The organism is Paraburkholderia oxyphila NBRC 105797 (genome assembly GCF_000685075.1).
In the GTDB taxonomy this organism is placed as follows: domain Bacteria; phylum Pseudomonadota; class Gammaproteobacteria; order Burkholderiales; family Burkholderiaceae; genus Paraburkholderia; species Paraburkholderia oxyphila.
On the sequence record NZ_BAYD01000044.1, the window covers coordinates 52722 to 72064 of the forward strand.

A 19343-nucleotide genomic window follows, 5' to 3' on the forward strand; every position below is an offset into this window, starting at 1 on the left:
GCGGCTCAGATCCGGCTGGACAGTTCGATGGCGCGGTCGACCATCTGTGGCGCGAGGCCGAGATAGTTCGCGGGGTCGGTCATGCGCTCGATGGCGTCGCGTTCGAAGTAACGCGTGACCGCCGGCAATGCCGCGAGCGCTTCGGCGAGCGTGCCGCCGCGCTCGTTCACCGTGCGGCATGCGTCGTAGACGATGTCGTGCACCGCTTGACGCCCCGTGTGCGGCGCCATCTGCATCATCACGGCCTCCGCGACGATGAGCCCCTTGCTGATGCCAAGGTTGTGCTTCATGCGCGCGCTGTCCACAATCAGGCCGCCCAGGGCGAACTTCGCCTGATGCAGGGCTCCCGACGCGAGGATGAAGCTCTCCGGAATGGCGATCCATTCGGCGTGCCACGGCCCGGTTGCGCGCTCGAAGTCCTGGATCATTGCGTCCATCATCAGGCCCGCGTGCTGGCGCACGGCCTTCGCGGCGGCCAGCATCAACTCGCTCGAGATCGGATTGCGCTTTTGCGGCATGGTGCTGCTCGCGCCGCGCCCCTTGACGAACGGTTCGTAGACCTCAGCAAACTCTGTCGAGGCCATGATCATGATGTCGGTCGCGATCTTGCCGAGCGATCCCGTAACGAGTGCGAGCAGATTGACCGCTTCCGCCAGGCCATCGCGCGCCACGTGCCAGGTCGTGGCCGGCACGCCAAGACCGAGTTCTTCGGCCATCGCTGCCTGTACCTCAAAGCCCTTGTCGCCCAGTGAGGCGAGCGTGCCCGCTGCGCCCGCGAATTCGACCACGGCGACCCGCGGGCGCAGTGCCGCAAGGCGTTGCTGATGGCGGTCGAACATGGCGAGCCAGATCGCAGCCTTGTAGCCGAAGGTGACGGGCAGCGCCTGTTGCAGATGGGTGCGGCCGGCCATCGGCGTATCGCGGTACTTGCTGGCCAGACCGGTCAGGATCGCGCGCAGTTCGCGAATATCGGCATCGATCGCATCGAGCGCGTCGCGCACCTGCAGGGCGACCGCGGTGTCCATGATGTCCTGGGTTGTCGCGCCCCAGTGCACGAAGCGCCCCGCGTCGCCGCACATGCCGACCAACTGGTGCACGAGCGGCAGGATCGGATAGCCGACGATATCCGTCTCCTCGCGCATGTGGTCGAAATCGATGCGCTCGATGGAGGCTTCGCGCGCAATGACTTCGGCGGCTTCGGACGGAATCACGCCCACACGCGCCTCGGCTTTCGCGAGGGCGACTTCCACGTCGATGTAGCGCTGCACAAGCGCGTGATCGGAGAACAGGGCGCGCATTTTTGCGGTGCCGAACGCGTCCCGGAACAGGATGGAATCGACCACGGTGCTGGAAACGGGAAGCGTGCGGCTCGTCATGTGGACCTCTTGGAAATCGAAAAAGCGGGGCTGAAAACGGGACATATCGTCGATGCTCGCCGTCAATATGTCCGGACATATTGACGATATTATGTCCGGACATATGATTCAAGCTATGATTAACCTTGGCCTTCCCGCAACGACAGACCTGCACAACTCCATGAACAAGCCTCACTTCGCCGACATCGCCCGGGACCTGAGCGAAGCAATCACATCGGGCCGTCTTCCGGTGGGGGCGTATTTGCCCACTGAGCTGGAATTGCGGGATCAGTACGGGACCAGCCGGCACACCGTCCGGGCGGCGCTGAACGAGCTGCAGCAGCTGGGTCTCGTGTCGCGGCGCAAGAACGCCGGCACGCGTGTGGAGTCGGCGCGGCCGCGCAACGATTTCCGGCCGTCGCTCGCGTCGATCGATGACGTAGTCCAGTTCGGCACCGAGCATCTGCGGGTCGTGGAGTCCACGGGTGAAATCTCGGCCACCGGCGAGCTGGCCAGGCTGTTGGGTTGTGAGGAGGGCGAGCGCTGGCTGCGGGTGTCGAGCTTGCGCGTGGACCGGGACAGCAGACGGCCGCCGGTTGGCTGGACGGACGTTTATATCGACCCGGCCTATGGCGATATCGCGCAGGCGGCCCGTGCGGAGCCGGATACGCTAATCAGTTCGCTGATCGAGGCGCGCTACGGCCGCTGTGTGACGGAGATCCAGCAGGACGTCCGGGCGGCCAGCGTTGGAACGGAGTTGGCAGGGCGGCTGCAGGTGGCGCCGGGAAGCCCGGCGCTGGAGATCGTGCGTCGATATCTCGATGCGTCGGGGGTGGCCTTCGAGGTCTCGGTGAGTGTGCATCCCGCCGAACGGTTTTCGGTGTCGATGCGCCTGAAACGCGCGGGTACGCTGCCCGCCGCTTCCCGGTGACCGGACTCCGGGCCCGCAGCGAAGCGAGTTGCCCCACCATCGGCAAAGGCACTGCGCTTTCGCTCGATACCCATTCCCGCCAGTCGGCCGTTTTTACCAGCGTCAGACGGCCGGGCGCACGACGGTCGACGCGGTGCGCGCGGCGAGAATGCTTCGGATGGCCGCCAGGGATTGTTCCGCCACCGCACTCGGGTTTTGTCGCCGCGGCAAAGGAAACTCGGGAGTCTTGACGCCCAGCTGTCGGCAGACAGAGGAAAGGTACGGTTTGCCCGGTCCCGTGCATCGTGCGACGGCGGCAGCAAGGGCTGCGTCGCCAACGTGCCGGCGCAGCCATTCGAGCGTTTTACGGTCCCTTTCGTTATAGATCCTGACCAGATGCTCCATTGTCGCCTCCCGAGAGTACTGTATAAAAATACAGTTACCTGTAAATTTATACAGGTTTCGGGCTGATTGCAACCACTGGGGATCGGCTATGAGAGACGACTGCGTGTTATTTCTGGAATGTGCCGAGCAACTCGGTGTGTGCCACGACATGGCCCGTCATCGCCTTTTCCAATGCTGCCCTGATGGGCTGGTGAAGATCGGGCAGCACGGTGTCGAGCGCGTAAAGCCTGTGGAAATATCGATGACGGCCAACGGGCGGGCAGGGGCCGCCATACGCAGTGCGACGGAAGTCGTTGGTGCCTTCAAGTGTGCCCGCTGGAAGCGCCCCCGCCGCGACGCCCTCCGGAAGGCCGGGCGCCGTCACCGGGATGTTGTAGAGCACCCAGTGGACCCAGGTCATCCGTGGTGCGGCAGGGTCGGGCGCGTCGGGGTCGTCGACGATCAGCACGAGGCTTTTCGCGTTGACGGGTATATCCGACCACGCGAGCGGAGGCGAGACGTCCGCGCCCTTGCAGGTGTAGCGCCGGGGGATCTCGCCGCCTTCATGGAAAGCCTGCGAGGTGAGGGTGAAGGCCATGGTGCGCTGCCCGGCGTCAGTCCGCGCCGCCCGCTAGTGCCTGCGATGCATCCAGCGCATATGATGCGCGTCGAGCCACCGGCTCAGGCTCTCTTCCGGGTGATCGCGCCGGTAGCGACTCGAGAGGGCCCATGCAACGACAACCAGAACCACTAGGCCAACCCAAAAGCTGATCATTGATTGAGTCATGGCAGCCTCCTTCTGGAATGCGACCATGCCTGAATTCTAGTCATTGCTGGCCGGACTGGCTCAAGCATGAAGGCATGGGGGTTGATGCGTGGGATGCGCGGCAACGGTGCCGGATGCAGGAAACACTCTTTGGCGAAGCCAGTGAAAGCACACACTGCCGATACGGCTGCGACAAGGAAAAATGCGATTGAACCGATCACTTAGTCATCCAGAATTAAGGTGTCGCTTACGGAGGATACGCCCCGCTTCAAGCGTCGGGAGATCGCCACGGCGCCAGAAACTGTGATCAACGACGACGAATCAGACGCGCTCTTCGCACGCGGTCTACTACGAGCGTATCGGCCCGCCAACAGCTCGTTTTGCAGGCGGTCGCGGGTCGGCGCGAGCATGGATTGGGGGTAAACACCACTGTCGACGCCAGATCCCGGGCCGTAAACGAGGGGTCAGGGCGTAGTCGCAAAGCTGCGGCTACGGCGACAGTGGGCGCAACCAGCGCCCGTCAATGCCACACATCTCACCCCGCGTTCGTCTTCATGATGCCGCCGCGTGTTGCTCATTCACCAGGGAAGCGAAGTGCCAAAATCTGCGCTCACGATCAGACTCAAGTTCATGTTCGCGTTCGGCGTCATTGCAGCTTTGATGCTGGCCGTCGGACTCATCGGAATAGTCGGTCTATTGCACCTTGATGCCAATGCCGCTCCGCTATCCCGCTGGGCGTTGACAAGTCTGGTTGCGCTCGCGTCAGTGGGCTTTGCTGTCGCGCTCTACGCCGGCCTCCATCTGCAGGCCGTGGTATGCGGCGGCCTGTATCGCATCGCCAGGAAGTTCGAGGACATCGCGGTGACGCTCGATTTGTCGGCGCGGTCTTCACCGCCGCGCCTGGACGAGTTTGGCCGCTCCGCCGTTGCGTTCGACAAGTGGATGAGACGCATGGAAGAGACGATGTTGTCGGTCCGCTCCTCGACCGAGCTGGTTACTTCGGCGACGCGTGACATCGCTGCCGGCAACCTCGATCTGTCCGCCCGCACGGAGGAGCAAGCCGCGTCGCTGACCGAGACCGCCTCGAGCATGACGCAGCTGACCGGAACTGTGAAGCAGAACGCCGATAGTGCACGTGAGGCGAGCGGCCTTGCCGCCGACGCGACGGACATCGCCGATATGGGCAGCGATGTCGTGCAGGCGATGGTGGCGACGATCGACAAGCTATCGGGCAGCTCGAACAAGATTTCCGAGATCACGGGCGTGATCGAGAGTATTGCGTTTCAAACGAATATTCTCGCGCTCAATGCTGCAGTCGAAGCCGCTCGCGCTGGTGAACAGGGGCGAGGCTTCGCTGTGGTCGCGAGCGAAGTTCGAAGCCTCGCTCAACGATCGGCCACCGCGGCCAAGGAGATCAAGGACCTGATTGCCTCTTCCGTCGCGACCGTCGAGGCGGGCTCGCAGCAGGCCAGCGAAGTCAGCACCGCGATGAGCGAGATCAAGGGCGCCATCAAGCGCGTTTCGGCAATCGTCCGCGAGATCGCCAGCGCGTCGGAGCAGCAAAGCCGCGGCATCGAGCAGGTTAATCAGGCCGTCATCCAGATGGACCAGGTGACGCAGCAGAATGCGGCGCTCGTCGAGCAGGCGGCAGCGGCAGCGCGCTCGCTCGAGGAGCAGGCCGGGAGACTGAAATCGACGGTGTCGTCATTCAAGCTTTCCGATACGACGCGTCTCGCGATCTCGATCGATGCATAGTGCAGGCAGGCGTCAACCCGCGTGCCTTCGTGCGCTCCAGTGCCAGCTGGTGCCATTCCCGAGTCCATCCGAAGAATGGCGGGCAATGTGAATTCATAGATGTCCCATCGATCGACCTTGCCGGGCCAGCCCTTTACCGCGGCCGCGAACGCGGGCGCATCGGTATTCATGGCCCAGAGCGTGATGCGCGCGCCTTCGTCTATCCGTTCGACTTTCGGCTGCACTTGCGCGTAATCTTCAGCGCCACCGAGGGTGGTCGGATGAACGAATGGAAGCGACTTCTCGCATCTCCTAACCAGCGCTCAACAGCGCGCAAGGTATCCGTAATCGCATTACCGCGTTTGACATTCGTTTCGCACGACGCGCACGCCGCGGCGCGTCTCGCCTTTATCAACAGGATTTTACAGAACGTGACAGCAAACGGATCAAGGGTTTCTGGTCCGTTGAAGCCATTTGTAAATTCGATGCATAGGCAACGTTATTATTACGCGCACACCTTGCCGAAATAGCCGGTAAACACCGCCGTTGCATATTACCAACTGAGCAGATATTGCGCCGTGCCTTAATGGCGAATCCCGTTCGCGCCAAGAATCTGGACGACGGGATAACGGAAATTTGAGCGATATCTGTGGAGAATTCAGATGAAAAAACTCGTTGGTAAAACGCTCGCAGCAATGGCTTTGCTCGGCATGTTCAGTGCCGCGGCGCGAGCGCAGAGCAGCATCACCCTGTACGGCATCATCGACGAATCGATTCAATACACGCACAACGCCACGCCTGCGGGCAGCAACCAGATCGGACTCTATTCCGGCAATATTTCGGGTAGCCGTTGGGGCCTGAAGGGTTCGGAAGATCTCGGTGGCGGCCTGAAAGCGATCTTCCAGCTCGAAGATGGTTTCGACGTCAACAACGGCAAGATGGGCACGTACAACGGCACGTCGTCGCTGTTCGGGCGGCAGGCCTACGTCGGCCTTGAAAGCGACCGGTATGGCACCGTCACGCTCGGGCGGCAGTACGATCCGCTCGTCGACCAGGTGCAGGGCCTCACCGACGACGCCTACTTCGGCAGCTCGTTTGCCACGGCCGGCGACGTAGACAACTACGACAACAGCTCGCGCACCAATAACGCCGTGAAATATGTCTCGCAGAACTATGCGGGGCTGCAGGTCGAGGCCATGTATGCGTTTGGCGGTGTAGCGGGCCAGACGGGCTCCGGCCAGACATGGTCGGCAGCCGCTTCGTATAACAATGGCCCGTTCTCCATTGCCGCGGGTTACTACGTGGCCGACAACACCAGCACCACGGCAGCCGTGCGGACCGGCTGGTCGTCGACTTCGGATGGCACCTTCGACGGCCCGGTCAACTCGGGATACGACACGGCGAAGTCGATCAATATCGGGCGCGTTGCGGCGAACTTCAGGACTGGACCTTACACCTTCGGCCTGTCGTATAGCAATTCGAATTACAAGGCCGATGCACAATCGGCGTTCCTGTCATCGGAGATCTTCAACACGGGGCAGGGCTTCTTCAACTACCAGGTGAATCCGGCGCTGCTGCTCGGCCTCGGCTATAGCTATACGCACGCGAGCGGCGACACCAACGCCTCGTATAACCAGATCTCGCTGGGTGCCGATTACAGCCTCTCCAAGCGCACGGACGTCTATCTCGTCGGCGCGTGGCAGCACGCGAGCGGCTCGCAACTCAATGCCGATGGCACAGTTTCGAGCGCCGAGGCATCGATTGGCTCTTATGGCGTAGCGGGAACGAGTAGTCAGGATATTGTCAGTCTCGGTATCCGCCATAAATTCTGATTGAATCATTCACCGGCCGTCGCTTTGGGAGCCACGGCCGATTTTACTTCGACTGGAAATAGGGTTGCGCAATCAGCGGCTTTTAACACGTGGAAATAAACATGAAATTCGGAGTCGATCAGTATGAACTAACCTGTCAATACGGCATGTGTCTGAACGACATAATGCGGCTGGCATTTCAGCTGTCGAACGAAGAAAGGTTTGCTCATGTATCACGCGTTGCAACTGGATGTCACTAGCGAAACCGGAACAACCGTAGTCAGGTTCACGATTGCCGGTGAATCGTCGATACTCGGCGCGCAGGATATCGAGGCGATGATCGAGCAACTGGCCAATATTCGCGCGGCGATGCAGCCCGCCCGTCCGCTGTCTCCTCCCTCCGGCACGTATCCCATGGAACTCGACCCTTGCTGGCGCGTGGACCGCCTGAGGGACTTTGACGGTGCGGTATTGTCGTTGCGTCACGTCGGCAAGGGATGGACGGCCTTCGCGCTGCCTGCATCCAGCCTCGCAAGCCTGTTTGAAGCGCTTTCCTCGTTGCCCCATACGACGCCCCGCGGGGAACGGACCATGCTCAACTGACGCACGCTCCGGGCGCACTTCTTTCTGTTACGGCAATGCGCTTCCTGTAAACATAATACTACGCATTACTAATAAATAAAAACACCTGCACCGTTCAAGCTGGTCGATTTGACTCTCAATGCCTGATTCAGGAGAACCTGAGAAATGGATAATACTTATCTGGACGCTACTAGCGCGTGGTGCCACTCGTCATCCGAAACCACCGACGAGGATTTTCGCGTAGCGGGTCTGCCGCATATAAAAGACGCCGCTGGACAGCGGCCGGTTGCGCGCGCGCTGACGCGATCGCAATGGACCGCGCTGCGGTATCGGACGAGATTCTCCGTCTGCTCCCAGGGCCATTACGCGGCAGATTTCCCGCCTGCTTCGTCCCCAGTGGGCGGCTATGCTTCGGTTCATCAGATCGCGGCATCACATGTCTGCGCGGTCCTGAGCATGCCAGCGGCGGCTTCGTGCGGGAAGGCATGGCCGAATTCCGCGGCGTTTGGGCCGATCGTGAATTGGGATCGCGCATGCGCGCGTTGAGGCTGAGGCTCCGCTGGTTTGCCAGGCTCAGCCTGGCGGCGCCGGTGATGCTTTCACTCAACGCACCTGTCATCGCAGTCGCCCAGACGTCGGCAGGCGTGGTGATTCGCGACATCCGAGTCGACGGACTGCATCATATCGAGCCCGGCACGGTATTCGCGAATCTTCCATTCAAGCCCGGTGACACATTCAACGACGACAAGGCCTCCGAGGCGATCCGGGCGCTCTATGCGACGGGCTTTTTCAACGACGTGCGCGTCTCGATCGAGGGTGACGTGGTCGTGGTCAGCGTGGATGAACGGCTCGCGGTCGGTTCGATCGACTTTGCGGGCATCCACGAGTTCGACAAGGACAACCTGACGAAGGCGTTGAACTCGGTTGGGTTGTCGATTGGTCGCTACTACGACAAATCGCTGGTCAGCCGGGCCGAGCAGGAGTTGAAGCGGCAGTACCTGACACGCGGCTATTACGCCGCCGAGGTCAACGTGACGGTGTCGCCGATCGACCGCAGCCGCGTGGGCCTGCTCTTCTCGGTTGTGGAAGGGCCGAGCGCAAAGATTCGCCAGGTCAACTTCATCGGCAATCACGTGTTCGACGACGCCACCTTGCACGAGGAAATGCAGTTGTCCACGCCGAACTGGTTCTCGTGGTACACGAAGGACGATATTTACTCGAAGGACAAGCTCACCGTCGATCTCGAGCACTTGCGCTCGTACTATCTCGACCGCGGCTACCTGGAGTTCAACATCGATTCGACACAGGTATCGCTCTCGCCCGACCGCAAGGACATGTATCTGACGCTGACCGTACACGAAGGCGAGCAGTACACCATTACGGACGTGGGCTTGACGGGCGATCTGCTGGGGCGAGAGGTTGGGCTCCAGAAACTGGTCGCCATTCACGCGGGCGAGCTATTCTCCGCGGCGAAACTGAAGGCGACCACCCAGGCGCTTGTCGACAGGCTGGGCGAATACGGCTACGCGTTCGCGACGGTCAATGCGGAGCCGCAAGTCGATCAGGTGCACCACACGGTCAAGCTGACGCTGCGCGTCGAGCCGGGCCGCCGCGTGTATGTGAGACGGATCAACGTCATCGGCAACACGCGTACGCGCGACGAGGTGGTCCGCCGCGAGATGCGTCAGATGGAGAGCGCGTGGTTCGATTCGCAAAAGCTCGCGCTTTCGAAGGACCGCATCAACCGGCTCGGCTACTTTACCGACGTCGAGGTCTCGACGGTTCCTGTCGAAGGCACGAACGACGAGGTGGACATCGACGTGAAGGTCACGGAGAAGCCCACCGGGACGATCTCGCTCGGGCTCGGCTACGGCTCGGGGGAAGGCCCCATCATTTCCGCGGGCATCTCGCAGGACAACGTGTTCGGCACCGGCAACACGCTTTCGCTGAATGCCAATACGTCGACCACGGCGCGCACCCTGAGCGTGACGCAGATCGACCCGTACTTCACGATCGACGGCATCAAACGCATTACCGACGTTTACTACCGCACGAGCGAGCCGCTCTACTATTCGAGCACGACCGACACCAGCTTCCGGATCATTTCCTACGGCGCGGACATGAAGTTCGGCATTCCGTTCTCGGAAGCGGACATGGTGTACTTCGGTCTGGGCATCGAGCAGGACCGCCTGGACGTCGATGCCTCCACGCCGCAGAGCTATATCGACTATGTGAACACATTCGGCCGCGTCTCGAACATCGTGCCGTTGACGATCGGGTGGTCCCGCGACGCGCGCGACAGCGCGCTGGTGCCGAGCCGCGGGTATTTCGCGCAGGCGAATGCGGAATACGGCACGCCTGCGGGCGGCGTTCAGTATTACAAGACCGATATTCAGGCTCAGTACTACTACTCGTTTTCGCGCGGCTTTGTTCTGGGGCTCAACTTCCAGGGTGGCTATGGCAATGGCATCGGCAGTGCGTATCCGATCTTCAAGAATTACTTCGCGGGCGGCATAGGCACCGTGCGCGGGTACGAGCCCGGTTCGCTCGGGCCTCGCGACGTGACGACGGGCGACCCGATCGGCGGATCGAAGATGGTGGTCGGCAACATCGAATTGACGATGCCGCTGCCGGGTACGGGCTACGACAAGACGCTGCGCGTGTTCACGTTCATCGACGGCGGCAACGTCTGGGGAACGGAGGGCAACAGCGTCGGCGCGAACGGATTGCGCTACAGCTACGGCACCGGGCTCGAATGGATCTCGCCAATCGGCCCGCTCAAGCTCGACTTCGCGCTGCCGATCGTCAGGCATGCCGGCGACCAGTACCAGAAGTTCCAGTTCCAGATCGGGACATCGTTCTGATTCCCTGAGCGATCCGGCAGGAAGCGGGCGCTTCGCGCCTGCTTCGCTCTATCAACCCGCATCCGCGTATTTCACTTTGCAACCCACGACCGCACGATTCGGCCGGCTCAAGGCGCGAACGATCACGTTGAGCCTTTATCTGATGCTTTCGCTGCCCCCAGGCGGGCGCGGCTATGCCCAGGCGCAGGAACTGGGGGCAGCGGAGCAGCCCGCGCAAGCCGACGACGTCTGGGCGCTGCGACTCGCCCCCCAGCTTGACGAACATCCGGTCGCGGTCGGGCAGGCGCCAGCGGTGTTTGGCGAAGGCGACTCGGCAACGGGCACGGCGAATCAGGATCTCGCGCTAAAGGGCGCGGCGCAACTGCGCCGGGCACAGTCGGTCGTGAAGGCCGACGCGATTCACTACGACGAAGATACCGACATGGCCGATGCCTACGGGCACGTCGAGCTGACCAACGACGGGAATACCTTCATCGGTCCGGAAGCCCATTACCAGCTCGATAGCGGCACGGGCACGATGACATTGCCGCACTGGCATTTCACCGTGACGAACGGCTCCGGGAGCGGCGTGCGGGCCGACCTGCTCGGCGACCAGCGGGAAACGGTGTACGACGGGACCTACACGACATGTTCCTGCACCACCTCGCCCGCGTGGTATCTGAAAGCATCGCGGCTGGATCTGGACAGCGGCGCCAACGAAGGTGTCGCGCATGACGGCGTGCTGTTCTTCGGCGGCGTGCCGATCTTCGCTTCGCCGTGGCTGTCGTTTCCCATGAACGGGGACCGGCGTAGCGGCCTGCTGCCGCCGACTTTCTCCATCAGCTCGACGAACGGCTATGACCTTGCCGTGCCGATCTATTTCAACCTCGCGCCCAATTACGATCTGACGCTCACGCCCCGGCTCCTCAGCAAGCGCGGCGCCATGCTGACGACCGCGTATCGCTACTTGAGTCCGACCTATGCGGGTGCGTTTTCGGTGGCCTTCCTGCCGGATGACGCGCAGACCCATACCAACCGGTACTCGATTTCGTTCCAGCACCACGAGACCCTGGGCGACGGATTCGCGGCCTACGCAATCTACAATCGCGTCTCTGACGCTTCGGTGACCACGGATCTCTCCGACGCCACCGCCTTCGTGAACGGCTCGCAGACGCTATTCCAGCAGGAGGCCGGCGTGACCTACAACCACGGGCCGTGGTCCGTGCTGACGCGCGTGCAGAACTGGCAGTCGTTCACGACCGCGCCACCCTACAATCGCGAGCCCGAAGTCGATGTGAAATACACGCGCTACAACGTGGACGGATTCGATTTCGGCGCCGACCTGAATGCCACACGTTTCACGATCCCCACCGCCGATTCGACTGAAGGACAGCGCCTCACGTTCGATACCTACCTGGCTTACCCGATCGTGGCGCCCGGTTGGTTCGTGACGCCCAAGGTGCAATGGCATGCCGCGTCGTACGACTTGTCCTCGATCGGCAGCGACGCACCGGCAGGGCAGCCGCGTACGTTCAACTACAACGTGCCGACGCTGAGCCTCGATACGGGTGCTGTCTTCGAGCGGGCGGTCAAGCTGTTCGGCATCGCGATGACCCAGACGCTCGAGCCGCGGCTGTACTACGTCTACACGCCCTATCGCAACCAGACCTACGCGCCGATATTCGACACGGCGCCCGAGGATTTTGGGCTGGCCGAGATCTATACGAGCAACCGCTTCGTGGGTGGCGACCGCGTGAGCGACATGAACCGCGTGACCGCCGGTGTCACCTCGCGCTTCATCGATACGGCGAGTGGCGCGGAGCTGGCGCGCTTCGTCATTGCTCAGGATTACTACTTTCGCGAGCCGCAAGTGACGATGCCGGGCGACACGCCGCCTTCGGTCGGCCCCGCGGACCTGATCCTGGGCGCGAGCCTGCACATAGGCCGCGACGCGCAGATCGAGCAGGCGCTCGAATACAACCAGTCGAGCGAGGTGCTGACGCAGGCCACGACGGGTTTCAGCTGGAAGCCCGCTGAGGGCACGGTGATCAACGCGGCCTACCTGTATGCCCGGGCGGACGCGACGCTCGGCGACGAGGCGATGAACCAGGTCATGTTGTCCCTGCAATGGCCGCTCACGCGCCGGCTTTCGGGCGTGGGCCTGATCGACTACGACGTGGTGAGTCACCGGATCATTTCGGGCCTGGCCGGGTTCCAGTACGACGCGGATTGCTGGTCGGTCAGCCTCGCGTTCGAGAAGTACACCAACGACACGGGTACGACCACCCCCAGTACAGGCACACGCTTTTTGATGCAGTTGCAGCTCAACGGCGTGAGCCGGATCGACAATGGGCTGCTGCAGCAGTTTCGTGCGAATGTGCCTGGCTACTCGACACCTGAGCCGCCTTCCATGCCTTCACGATTTACGGATTATCCCTGAGCGGCGACGACGCTATTGGGCAGGTCAATTGACAAGCGCTTTCAATGTGAGCCAGCGTTCGCGTAATGCCGTGTAAAACTCGGCTTGCCCCGCCAATTTGCTTTGTTGGCACAATCGCCGCATGGGCAGACTTCACGGCAGGATCATCGTCTTCACGCGCGCGTTGCCGAAGCTCGTCTTCAAGGCGCTGCGGCGCAAACCTGCGCAGCCGGCGCGCATTCTCATCGCGCATCAACTGTTGCTCGGCGACGCGCTGCTGCTGACCGCGTTGATTGCGAAAACGCGCCGGCAGTATCCGTCTGCGCAGATCGTGCTCGCCTGTCCAAAGGGGATTGCGCCGCTCTACGCGGGTCGCCCGCTCGGTGTGACCGCGCTCGCATTCGATCCGCGCGACAAGGCGTCCATCCAGCGGCTGACCGATTCGGGGCCGTATGATCTGGGCATCGTCGCGGGCGACAACCGTTACAGCTGGCTCGCACTTGCTGCAGGGTGCCGCTGGATTGTGGCGCACGGCGGTGACAGGCCGGCATGGAAGAACTGGCCGGTCGACGAGCCCATTGCTTATCCGGATGCACCCGCCGCGTGGGCAGAGCTCGCGGCGGGGCTTGTGGAAGGCGCGGCGCCGCGGCCATACCGTCTTGACGACTGGCCGACGCCACCGGTGAGCACACCATTGCCCACCGGTTTACGCGAGCGGCGGTACGTCGTGCTGCATCCCGGCGCAAGCAGCGCAGTCAAGCGCTGGCCGGCGCAGCGCTGGCGCGAGCTTGCTCAGCGAATCGAGGCGCAGGGCTATACGATCGTCTGGAGCGGCGGGCAAGGCGAGACCGCGCTGGTTGCGGAGGCCGCGCCCGGCTCAACCCACCTGAATCTGGCGGGCCGCCTGGACCTGGCCGGGATGTGGCACCTGTTGGCCGGGGCGCACGCGGTCGTGTGCCCGGATACCGGCATCGCGCATCTTGCCCGTCTTGTGGGCGTGCCGACTGTCGCACTGTTTGGCCCGGGGAACCCTGCCATTCACGGCGCGGGCCGCTACTGGCAGAATGCGCCGTTCGTTGCGCTCGCTGCGGCGAATCTGGCGTGCCGCGATCAGACGACGCTGTTCCGCCGTCGAGTGTCCTGGGTGCGCCGCTGCAGCCGTAGCGCGGCGACCTGCGTCGCCTGGCGAGACGGTCACGCGGATTGCATGACCGCCCATTCAGTGGATGCCGTTTATCGTGCGCTACAAAGCGCCATGGCGCTCGCACGAGCGCGATGAGGGGTGGCCGTGGCGCATGGATATGCTGGCTATTGACAGGCGTCGTGTTTGACTGCTGACGTGCCGGTCGCCCGCGCCAGCTCCTGCGCGAGAAAAGGCGCGGTTCGGCTGCCCGACGCCCGCGCCACCTGATGCGGCGTGCCGGTCGCCACCACGCGGCCACCCGCGTCGCCCGCGCCGGGTCCCACATCGATCACCCAATCGGCTTGCGCCACTGCGCGCATGTCGTGCTCGATCATCACCACCGTATTGCCCGCATCGACCAGACGCTGCAACTGCACCAGCAGCCGGTCGGCATCCGATGCATGCAGTCCCGTCGTCGGCTCGTCGAGCACGTACAGATTGCGGCCGCGCTGGCTGCGCTGCAGCTCCGTGGCCAGCTTGATGCGCTGCGCTTCGCCCCCGGACAGCTCGGTGGCCGGCTGCCCCAGGCGCAGGTAGCCGAGCCCGATCTCCCGCAGCAATTGCAGCGGGCGCGCTACCACGTCCTCGTTGGTGAAAAACTCGCGGGCTTCGTCCACGGTCATCTGGAGCACCTCCGCGATATTGCGCCCGTTCCAGAGCACCTTCAGGGTGGCTTCGTTGTAGCGCGCACCGTGGCAAGTTGGGCAGGGCGCATACACGCTCGGCATGAACAGCAGCTCCACGCTCACGAACCCTTCGCCCTCGCAGGTTTCGCAGCGCCCCTTGGGCACGTTGAACGAAAACCGGCCCGCGTCGAAGCGGCGGCGGCGAGCATCGGGCGTGGCGGCAAAGAGCTTGCGCACGTGATCGAACAGGCCGGTATAGGTGGCCAGATTCGAGCGCGGGGTACGGCCGATCGGCTTCTGGTCCACCTGCACCACGCGCTGCACCGCGTCCACAGCGCCGGCCAGGTGGCCGCCCGTGGTTTCGATCACGGCCGGACCTTCGCTCGTGGCTTCGGACGCATCGTCCTCGGGCTCGTGGCCCAGATGCAGCAGCACCAGCTCGGGCAGGGCTTGCGCGAAGAGGCTGGACTTGCCGGAGCCCGAGATACCCGTGACCGCAGTCAACACGCCCAACGGAACGCGCGCGTCCACGCCGTGCAGATTGTGGCGATGAATTCCCTGCAGCTCCAGCCATCCCGTGGGCTCGCGTTTGCGGTTGAGCGGCGCGGGAATCTCGTCGAACAGGTAGCGTGCCGTGCGCGATTCGGCGATCTCGCGCAGGCCCGCGGGGTTGCCACTATAGAGCACGCGGCCACCGCGCTCGCCGGCTTCCGGTCCCACGTCGACCAGCCATTGCGCGCGGCGCATCAGATCGAGGTCGTGCTCCACGACGAACACTGAGTTGCCCGCGTCGCGCAGCTTGTCGAGCGCGTCGTACAGGGCATGGCTATCCGAAGGATGCAGGCCCGCCGAGGGCTCGTCGAGCACGTACACGACGCCGAATAGCATCGAACTCAATTGCGTGGCCAGCCGCAGCCGCTGAAGCTCACCGGCCGAGAGCGTTGGCGTGGCGCGATCCAGCGTCAGATAGCCGAGGCCCAGCGCCCGCAATTGGCGCAGGCGCGCCACCACGCCCTCGGCGAGGCGTTGTGCGGCCAGGCGCTTTTCCTCCGATAGCGCGGAAGTGCGCCGCACGTCCGGTGTGATCGCATGCGTGGCGCGGCCCGATGCGGCGCGCTCGGCGCGGTCGCGCTGGGTCGCCTGCTTGTCGGTGCCGGCGCCGGCGGCATGCGCGCGGAAATCGCCTTGAGCGATGGGTTCGAGCAGGCTGGCCAGGCGGTCCAGCGGCATCTGCATGAATTCGCCAATGTCCATGCCGGCGAAGGTCACCGAGAGCGCCTCGGGCTTGAGCCGCTTGCCATGGCAGGTGGGGCATAGCCTGCCTTCCATGAAGCGCGACACGCGCTTTCGCATCAATGCGCTTTGCGTGTTGGCGAAGGTATGCAGCACATAGCGCCGCGCTCCGGTGAAGGTGCCCATGTAGCTCGGCTCCAGCTTGCGCTTGAGGGCGAGGCGGGTTTCAGCGGGCGAGAGGCCCGCGTAGACGGGCGCCGTGGGTGTTTCCTCGGTGAACAGAATCCAGTCGCGGTCTTTCTTCGGCAGGTCCTTCCACGGCCGGTCGACGTCATAGCCCAGGGTCACGAGAATGTCGCGCAGGTTCTGCCCATGCCAGGCCGGCGGCCAGGCGGCGATGGCGCGCTCGCGGATGCTCAGCGACGGGTCCGGCACCATGGTGGCTTCGGTCACCTCATACACGCGGCCCAGGCCATGACAGGTCGCGCACGCGCCCTGCGGCGTGTTGGGCGAGAAGTCCTCGGCATAGAGCATCGGCTGGTTCGCCGGATACGCGCCCGCGCGCGAGTACATCATGCGCACGAGGCTGGAGAGCGTCGTCACGCTGCCGACCGACGAGCGCGCATTGCTGGCGCCGCGTTGCTGTTGCAGCGCCACCGCCGGTGGCAGGCCGTCGATGGCATCCACGTCCGGTACGCCCACCTGGTCGATCAGGCGCCGCGCATACGGCGCCACCGACTCGAAGTAGCGCCGCTGCGCCTCGGCGTAGAGGGTGCCGAAGGCCAGCGAGGACTTGCCGGAGCCTGAGACCCCTGAGAACACCACCAGCGCGTCGCGCGGGATGGAGACGTCCACGTCCTTGAGGTTATGCTCGCGCGCACCGCGCACTTCCACGAAGCCGCTGGCCGCAGCGGTACGTGAGGACTCACCGGAAGACTTTCCTGGCATTATTTTCCCTGCAGTTCTTGATCGCGCTGATCCCGCGCGAGTGCCAGACAGATCGTACAGGACGCGCTCGTCTGCAAGGGCACGAGCGCATCGAGCGTGACGGAGCGCGGCTCGCTCACGCACTCAACTGTCGTCTACGTTGTCGGCGTAATGATCGACCGCGACTTTGCATTCGTCCACGACGACCTGTAGCGCATCCGGGTCGAGCGATTCCACCCAGCGCTCCACGTGCAGGAAGCGGTCGGTGCCGAGGTCGGCGATGCGCGCGGCGTCCGTGGTGGTGATGGTGACCGTCGCGAGCCCACGGTTGTTCGGAAGCGGCGTGAGCGTCGTGGCGATCTGGAAGCGGCGGTACGTTGTGCTGGGAGACATGGCGATGGACCTCATGTACGGAGTTTGCGGGAGCGCGGCAGGGGCGTTGCCTGCCGCCGCTGCTTGCCACGATGCACGTTTCGCTCGAAGCGCTGTGTCAGTTTAAGATAGGCAATGGCAATGCACATGCCAGCACGAATCGTCCGATATTAACTATCGGTCCAGGCCCGGCCGCGGCGGCCAGGCATGATTGATGCAGCTATTGCAGTGATGACGATGACGGCGAGTCTCTCTGCGCGCTTCAAGTGGCTGGCTCGCCAGTGTCGGGCAGTCCCAATGTCGATGTAACCGGATGGAGGAACATGATGTCTGATCAGAGTGCGGGTCTGGGCGAAGCCTTCATTGCGAAGCAGCGTGATCGTCTCGAGGCGTTGCAGCGCGCGTTGCTGGGCGGCGAGGAGGGCACCATGGCGAACGAGCGCACGTTCGAGGAAGAGCACGGCGAAGAGGCGCACGAGTATGAAGACGAGGGGCAGAGACTGGAGCAGGACGTTGCCAACCAAGCGCTGCGCAATACGAACGACCAGCGTATCGCCGACATTCAGCGCGCGCTCGAGAAGATCGCCGAAGGGACTTACGGCTACTCCGACGAAAGCGGTGACCCGATCCCCGTCGAACGGCTCGAGGCCGTGCCTGAGGCGATTTTGACCGTGCAGGAGCAGGCGGCGCGCGAAGCGCATCGTTGAGGCGCGGCCATCCTGCAGGCCTGCCCACTCACTGCGGCTTCACGAGGACGTCCAGCGGCGCCGGCTGCGTGAGCGTCTCGGGCCGCAGGATCCGGTCGAGCTGCTCCTTCGACAGCAACCCCTTGCGCAACACGATCTCATAGACGCTGCCGCCGGTGGCGTGCGCTTCCTGCGCGACGGCCGTCGCGTTCGCGTAGCCAATGTACGGATTGAGCGCCGTCACCACGCCGATCGAATTCTCCACGGTGGCGCGCAGTTTGTCCGCATTGGCCGTGATGCCTTTGACGCAGCGTTCGGCCAGCGTCAGGCAGCCGTTGCGCAGGTGGCTGACGCTCTTGAACAGGCTGTGTGCGATGATCGGCTCGAACGCGTTGAGCTGAAGCTGCCCGGCTTCGGCCGCGAAGCTGACGGTGACGTCGTTGCCAATCACTTCGAAGGCAATCTGGTTCATCACCTCGGGGATCACCGGGTTCACCTTGCCGGGCATGATGCTCGAGCCGGCTTGCATCGGCGGCAGGTTGATCTCGCCAAGCCCGGCGCGCGGGCCGCTCGCTAGCAGACGCAGGTCGTTGCAGGTCTTGGAGAGCTTCACCGCCACGCGCTTGAGCACGCCGGAGAGTTGCACGAATGCGCCACAATCTTGCGTAGCCTCGAACAGGTTGGGCGCGGTCTCCAGCGCAATACCGGTGATGTCGCGCAGGCGCCGCAGCACCACCGGCGCATAGGACGGATGCGCCGTGATGCCGGTGCCGATAGCGGTCGCGCCGAGGTTGATCTCGCAAATCAGCAGCGCGGCTTCACGCAGGCGCTGCTCGTCCTCTCCGAGCATCACCGCATAGGTGCTGAACTCCTGGCCGAGCGTCATGGGCACGGCGTCCTGCAACTGCGTGCGGCCCATCTTGATGATGTCGGCGAACTCGTCGGCCTTCGCCTCGAAGGCGCGGCGCAAGACCGCCATGGCATCCACGAGGCCGGCGATCCCGAACCATGTGGCGATCTTCAGTGCGCTCGGATAGACGTCGTTGGTGCTCTGGCCGATGTTGACGTGCTCGTTGGGGTGCAGGTGCTGATACTCGCCCTTCTGGTGGCCAAGCAACTCGAGCGCGCGATTGGCGATCACCTCGTTGGCATTCATGTTGGTCGAGGTGCCGGCGCCGCCCTGAATCACGTCGACGACGAACTGCTCGTGGAGCTTGCCCGCCATCAGCTCCTGGCAGGCCGCCACGATCGCATCACAGCGCGGTTTGTCGAGCAGACCGAGCTCATGGTTGGCGAGTGCGGCCGCTTGCTTGATGGCGGCGAGTGCCTTGATCAACTCCGGGTAAATGGAGATCGGCGTGCCGGTGATCGGGAAATTCTCGATCGCGCGTAGCGTGTGTACGCCGTAGTAGGCATCGGCGGGGACTTTGCGATCGCCCAACAGGTCGTGCTCGCTTCTGAAGTGTCCAGCTTGCATGGCTACGCTCCTCGTGTTGTGGGTTCCGGTATTGC

The 19343-nt window shown here is 63.3% G+C and carries 14 protein-coding genes and 1 pseudogene; 8 read left to right on the top strand and 7 right to left on the bottom strand.

The genetic code is table 11. From position 1 onward, the window contains the following. Positions 1–5: 5 nt before the first annotated feature. Positions 6–1376, bottom strand: a complete 1371-nt coding sequence (locus BO1_RS25335) for a class-II fumarase/aspartase family protein (protein WP_028219940.1) — start codon at positions 1374–1376, stop codon at positions 6–8. Between the two features lie 160 nt (positions 1377–1536). On the opposite strand from BO1_RS25335, the gene BO1_RS25340 reads away from it, so the two are divergent. Then, a complete protein-coding gene (locus BO1_RS25340; protein ID WP_028219941.1) occupies positions 1537–2286 on the top strand; it encodes a GntR family transcriptional regulator in 750 nt (249 codons plus the stop codon). A gap of 102 nt (positions 2287–2388) precedes the next feature. On the opposite strand, the gene BO1_RS57915 is transcribed toward BO1_RS25340, so the two are convergent. Then, positions 2389–2670 carry a hypothetical protein gene (locus BO1_RS57915; RefSeq protein ID WP_084688184.1) on the bottom strand — a complete coding sequence of 94 codons (282 nt, stop codon included), beginning with the start codon at positions 2668–2670 and terminating at the stop codon, positions 2389–2391. Positions 2671–2776: 106 nt separating this feature from the next. Next, positions 2777–3247, bottom strand: coding sequence for a YbhB/YbcL family Raf kinase inhibitor-like protein (locus BO1_RS25345; RefSeq protein ID WP_028219942.1), 471 nt, complete (start codon positions 3245–3247; stop codon positions 2777–2779). A gap of 762 nt (positions 3248–4009) precedes the next feature. Here BO1_RS25345 and BO1_RS62310 point away from each other — a divergent pair. Then, the gene (locus tag BO1_RS62310; protein WP_281179199.1) at positions 4010–5170 is read left to right on the top strand and encodes a methyl-accepting chemotaxis protein; all 1161 of its coding nucleotides are present in this window, start codon (positions 4010–4012) and stop codon (positions 5168–5170) included. 8 nt (positions 5171–5178) lie between these two features. Here BO1_RS62310 and BO1_RS61335 read toward each other — a convergent pair. Next, positions 5179–5445, bottom strand: a pseudogene (locus BO1_RS61335) (aromatic ring-hydroxylating dioxygenase subunit alpha); the annotation flags it as partial. A gap of 366 nt (positions 5446–5811) precedes the next feature. Between BO1_RS61335 and BO1_RS25360 the strand changes: the two are divergent. The 5 genes from BO1_RS25360 (at position 5812) to BO1_RS25380 (ending at position 14083) form a co-directional block, all read left to right on the top strand. Further along, a complete protein-coding gene (locus BO1_RS25360) occupies positions 5812–6981 on the top strand; it encodes a porin (protein ID WP_028219943.1) in 1170 nt (389 codons plus the stop codon). 207 nt (positions 6982–7188) lie between these two features. Next, positions 7189–7563 (top strand): hypothetical protein, encoded by a 375-nt coding sequence (locus BO1_RS52735; RefSeq protein ID WP_043286443.1) that lies wholly within the window; start codon positions 7189–7191, stop codon positions 7561–7563. Positions 7564–8135: 572 nt separating this feature from the next. Beyond that, entirely contained in the window at positions 8136–10406 is a 2271-nt protein-coding gene (gene bamA, locus BO1_RS25370) for an outer membrane protein assembly factor BamA (protein ID WP_084688188.1), read from the top strand. A 142-nt stretch (positions 10407–10548) separates the two neighbouring features. Then, on the top strand, positions 10549–12825 hold the full coding sequence (locus BO1_RS25375) for an LPS-assembly protein LptD (RefSeq protein ID WP_043286424.1): 2277 nt from the start codon (positions 10549–10551) through the stop codon (positions 12823–12825). Positions 12826–12946: 121 nt separating this feature from the next. Then, on the top strand, positions 12947–14083 hold the full coding sequence (locus tag BO1_RS25380) for a glycosyltransferase family 9 protein (RefSeq protein ID WP_028219946.1): 1137 nt from the start codon (positions 12947–12949) through the stop codon (positions 14081–14083). 29 nt (positions 14084–14112) lie between these two features. On the opposite strand, the gene BO1_RS25385 is transcribed toward BO1_RS25380, so the two are convergent. After that, on the bottom strand, positions 14113–16794 hold the full coding sequence (locus BO1_RS25385; RefSeq protein WP_028219947.1) for an excinuclease ABC subunit UvrA: 2682 nt from the start codon (positions 16792–16794) through the stop codon (positions 14113–14115). Between the two features lie 123 nt (positions 16795–16917). Further along, positions 16918–17166 (bottom strand): hypothetical protein, encoded by a 249-nt coding sequence (locus BO1_RS25395; protein WP_028219948.1) that lies wholly within the window; start codon positions 17164–17166, stop codon positions 16918–16920. Between the two features lie 305 nt (positions 17167–17471). Between BO1_RS25395 and BO1_RS25400 the strand changes: the two genes are divergently transcribed. Continuing rightward, entirely contained in the window at positions 17472–17852 is a 381-nt protein-coding gene (locus BO1_RS25400) for a TraR/DksA family transcriptional regulator (protein WP_028219949.1), read from the top strand. Between the two features lie 28 nt (positions 17853–17880). On the opposite strand, the gene aspA is transcribed toward BO1_RS25400, so the two are convergent. Further along, on the bottom strand, positions 17881–19308 hold the full coding sequence (aspA, locus tag BO1_RS25405) for an aspartate ammonia-lyase (protein WP_028219950.1): 1428 nt from the start codon (positions 19306–19308) through the stop codon (positions 17881–17883). Between the last annotated feature and the right edge of the window lie 35 nt (positions 19309–19343).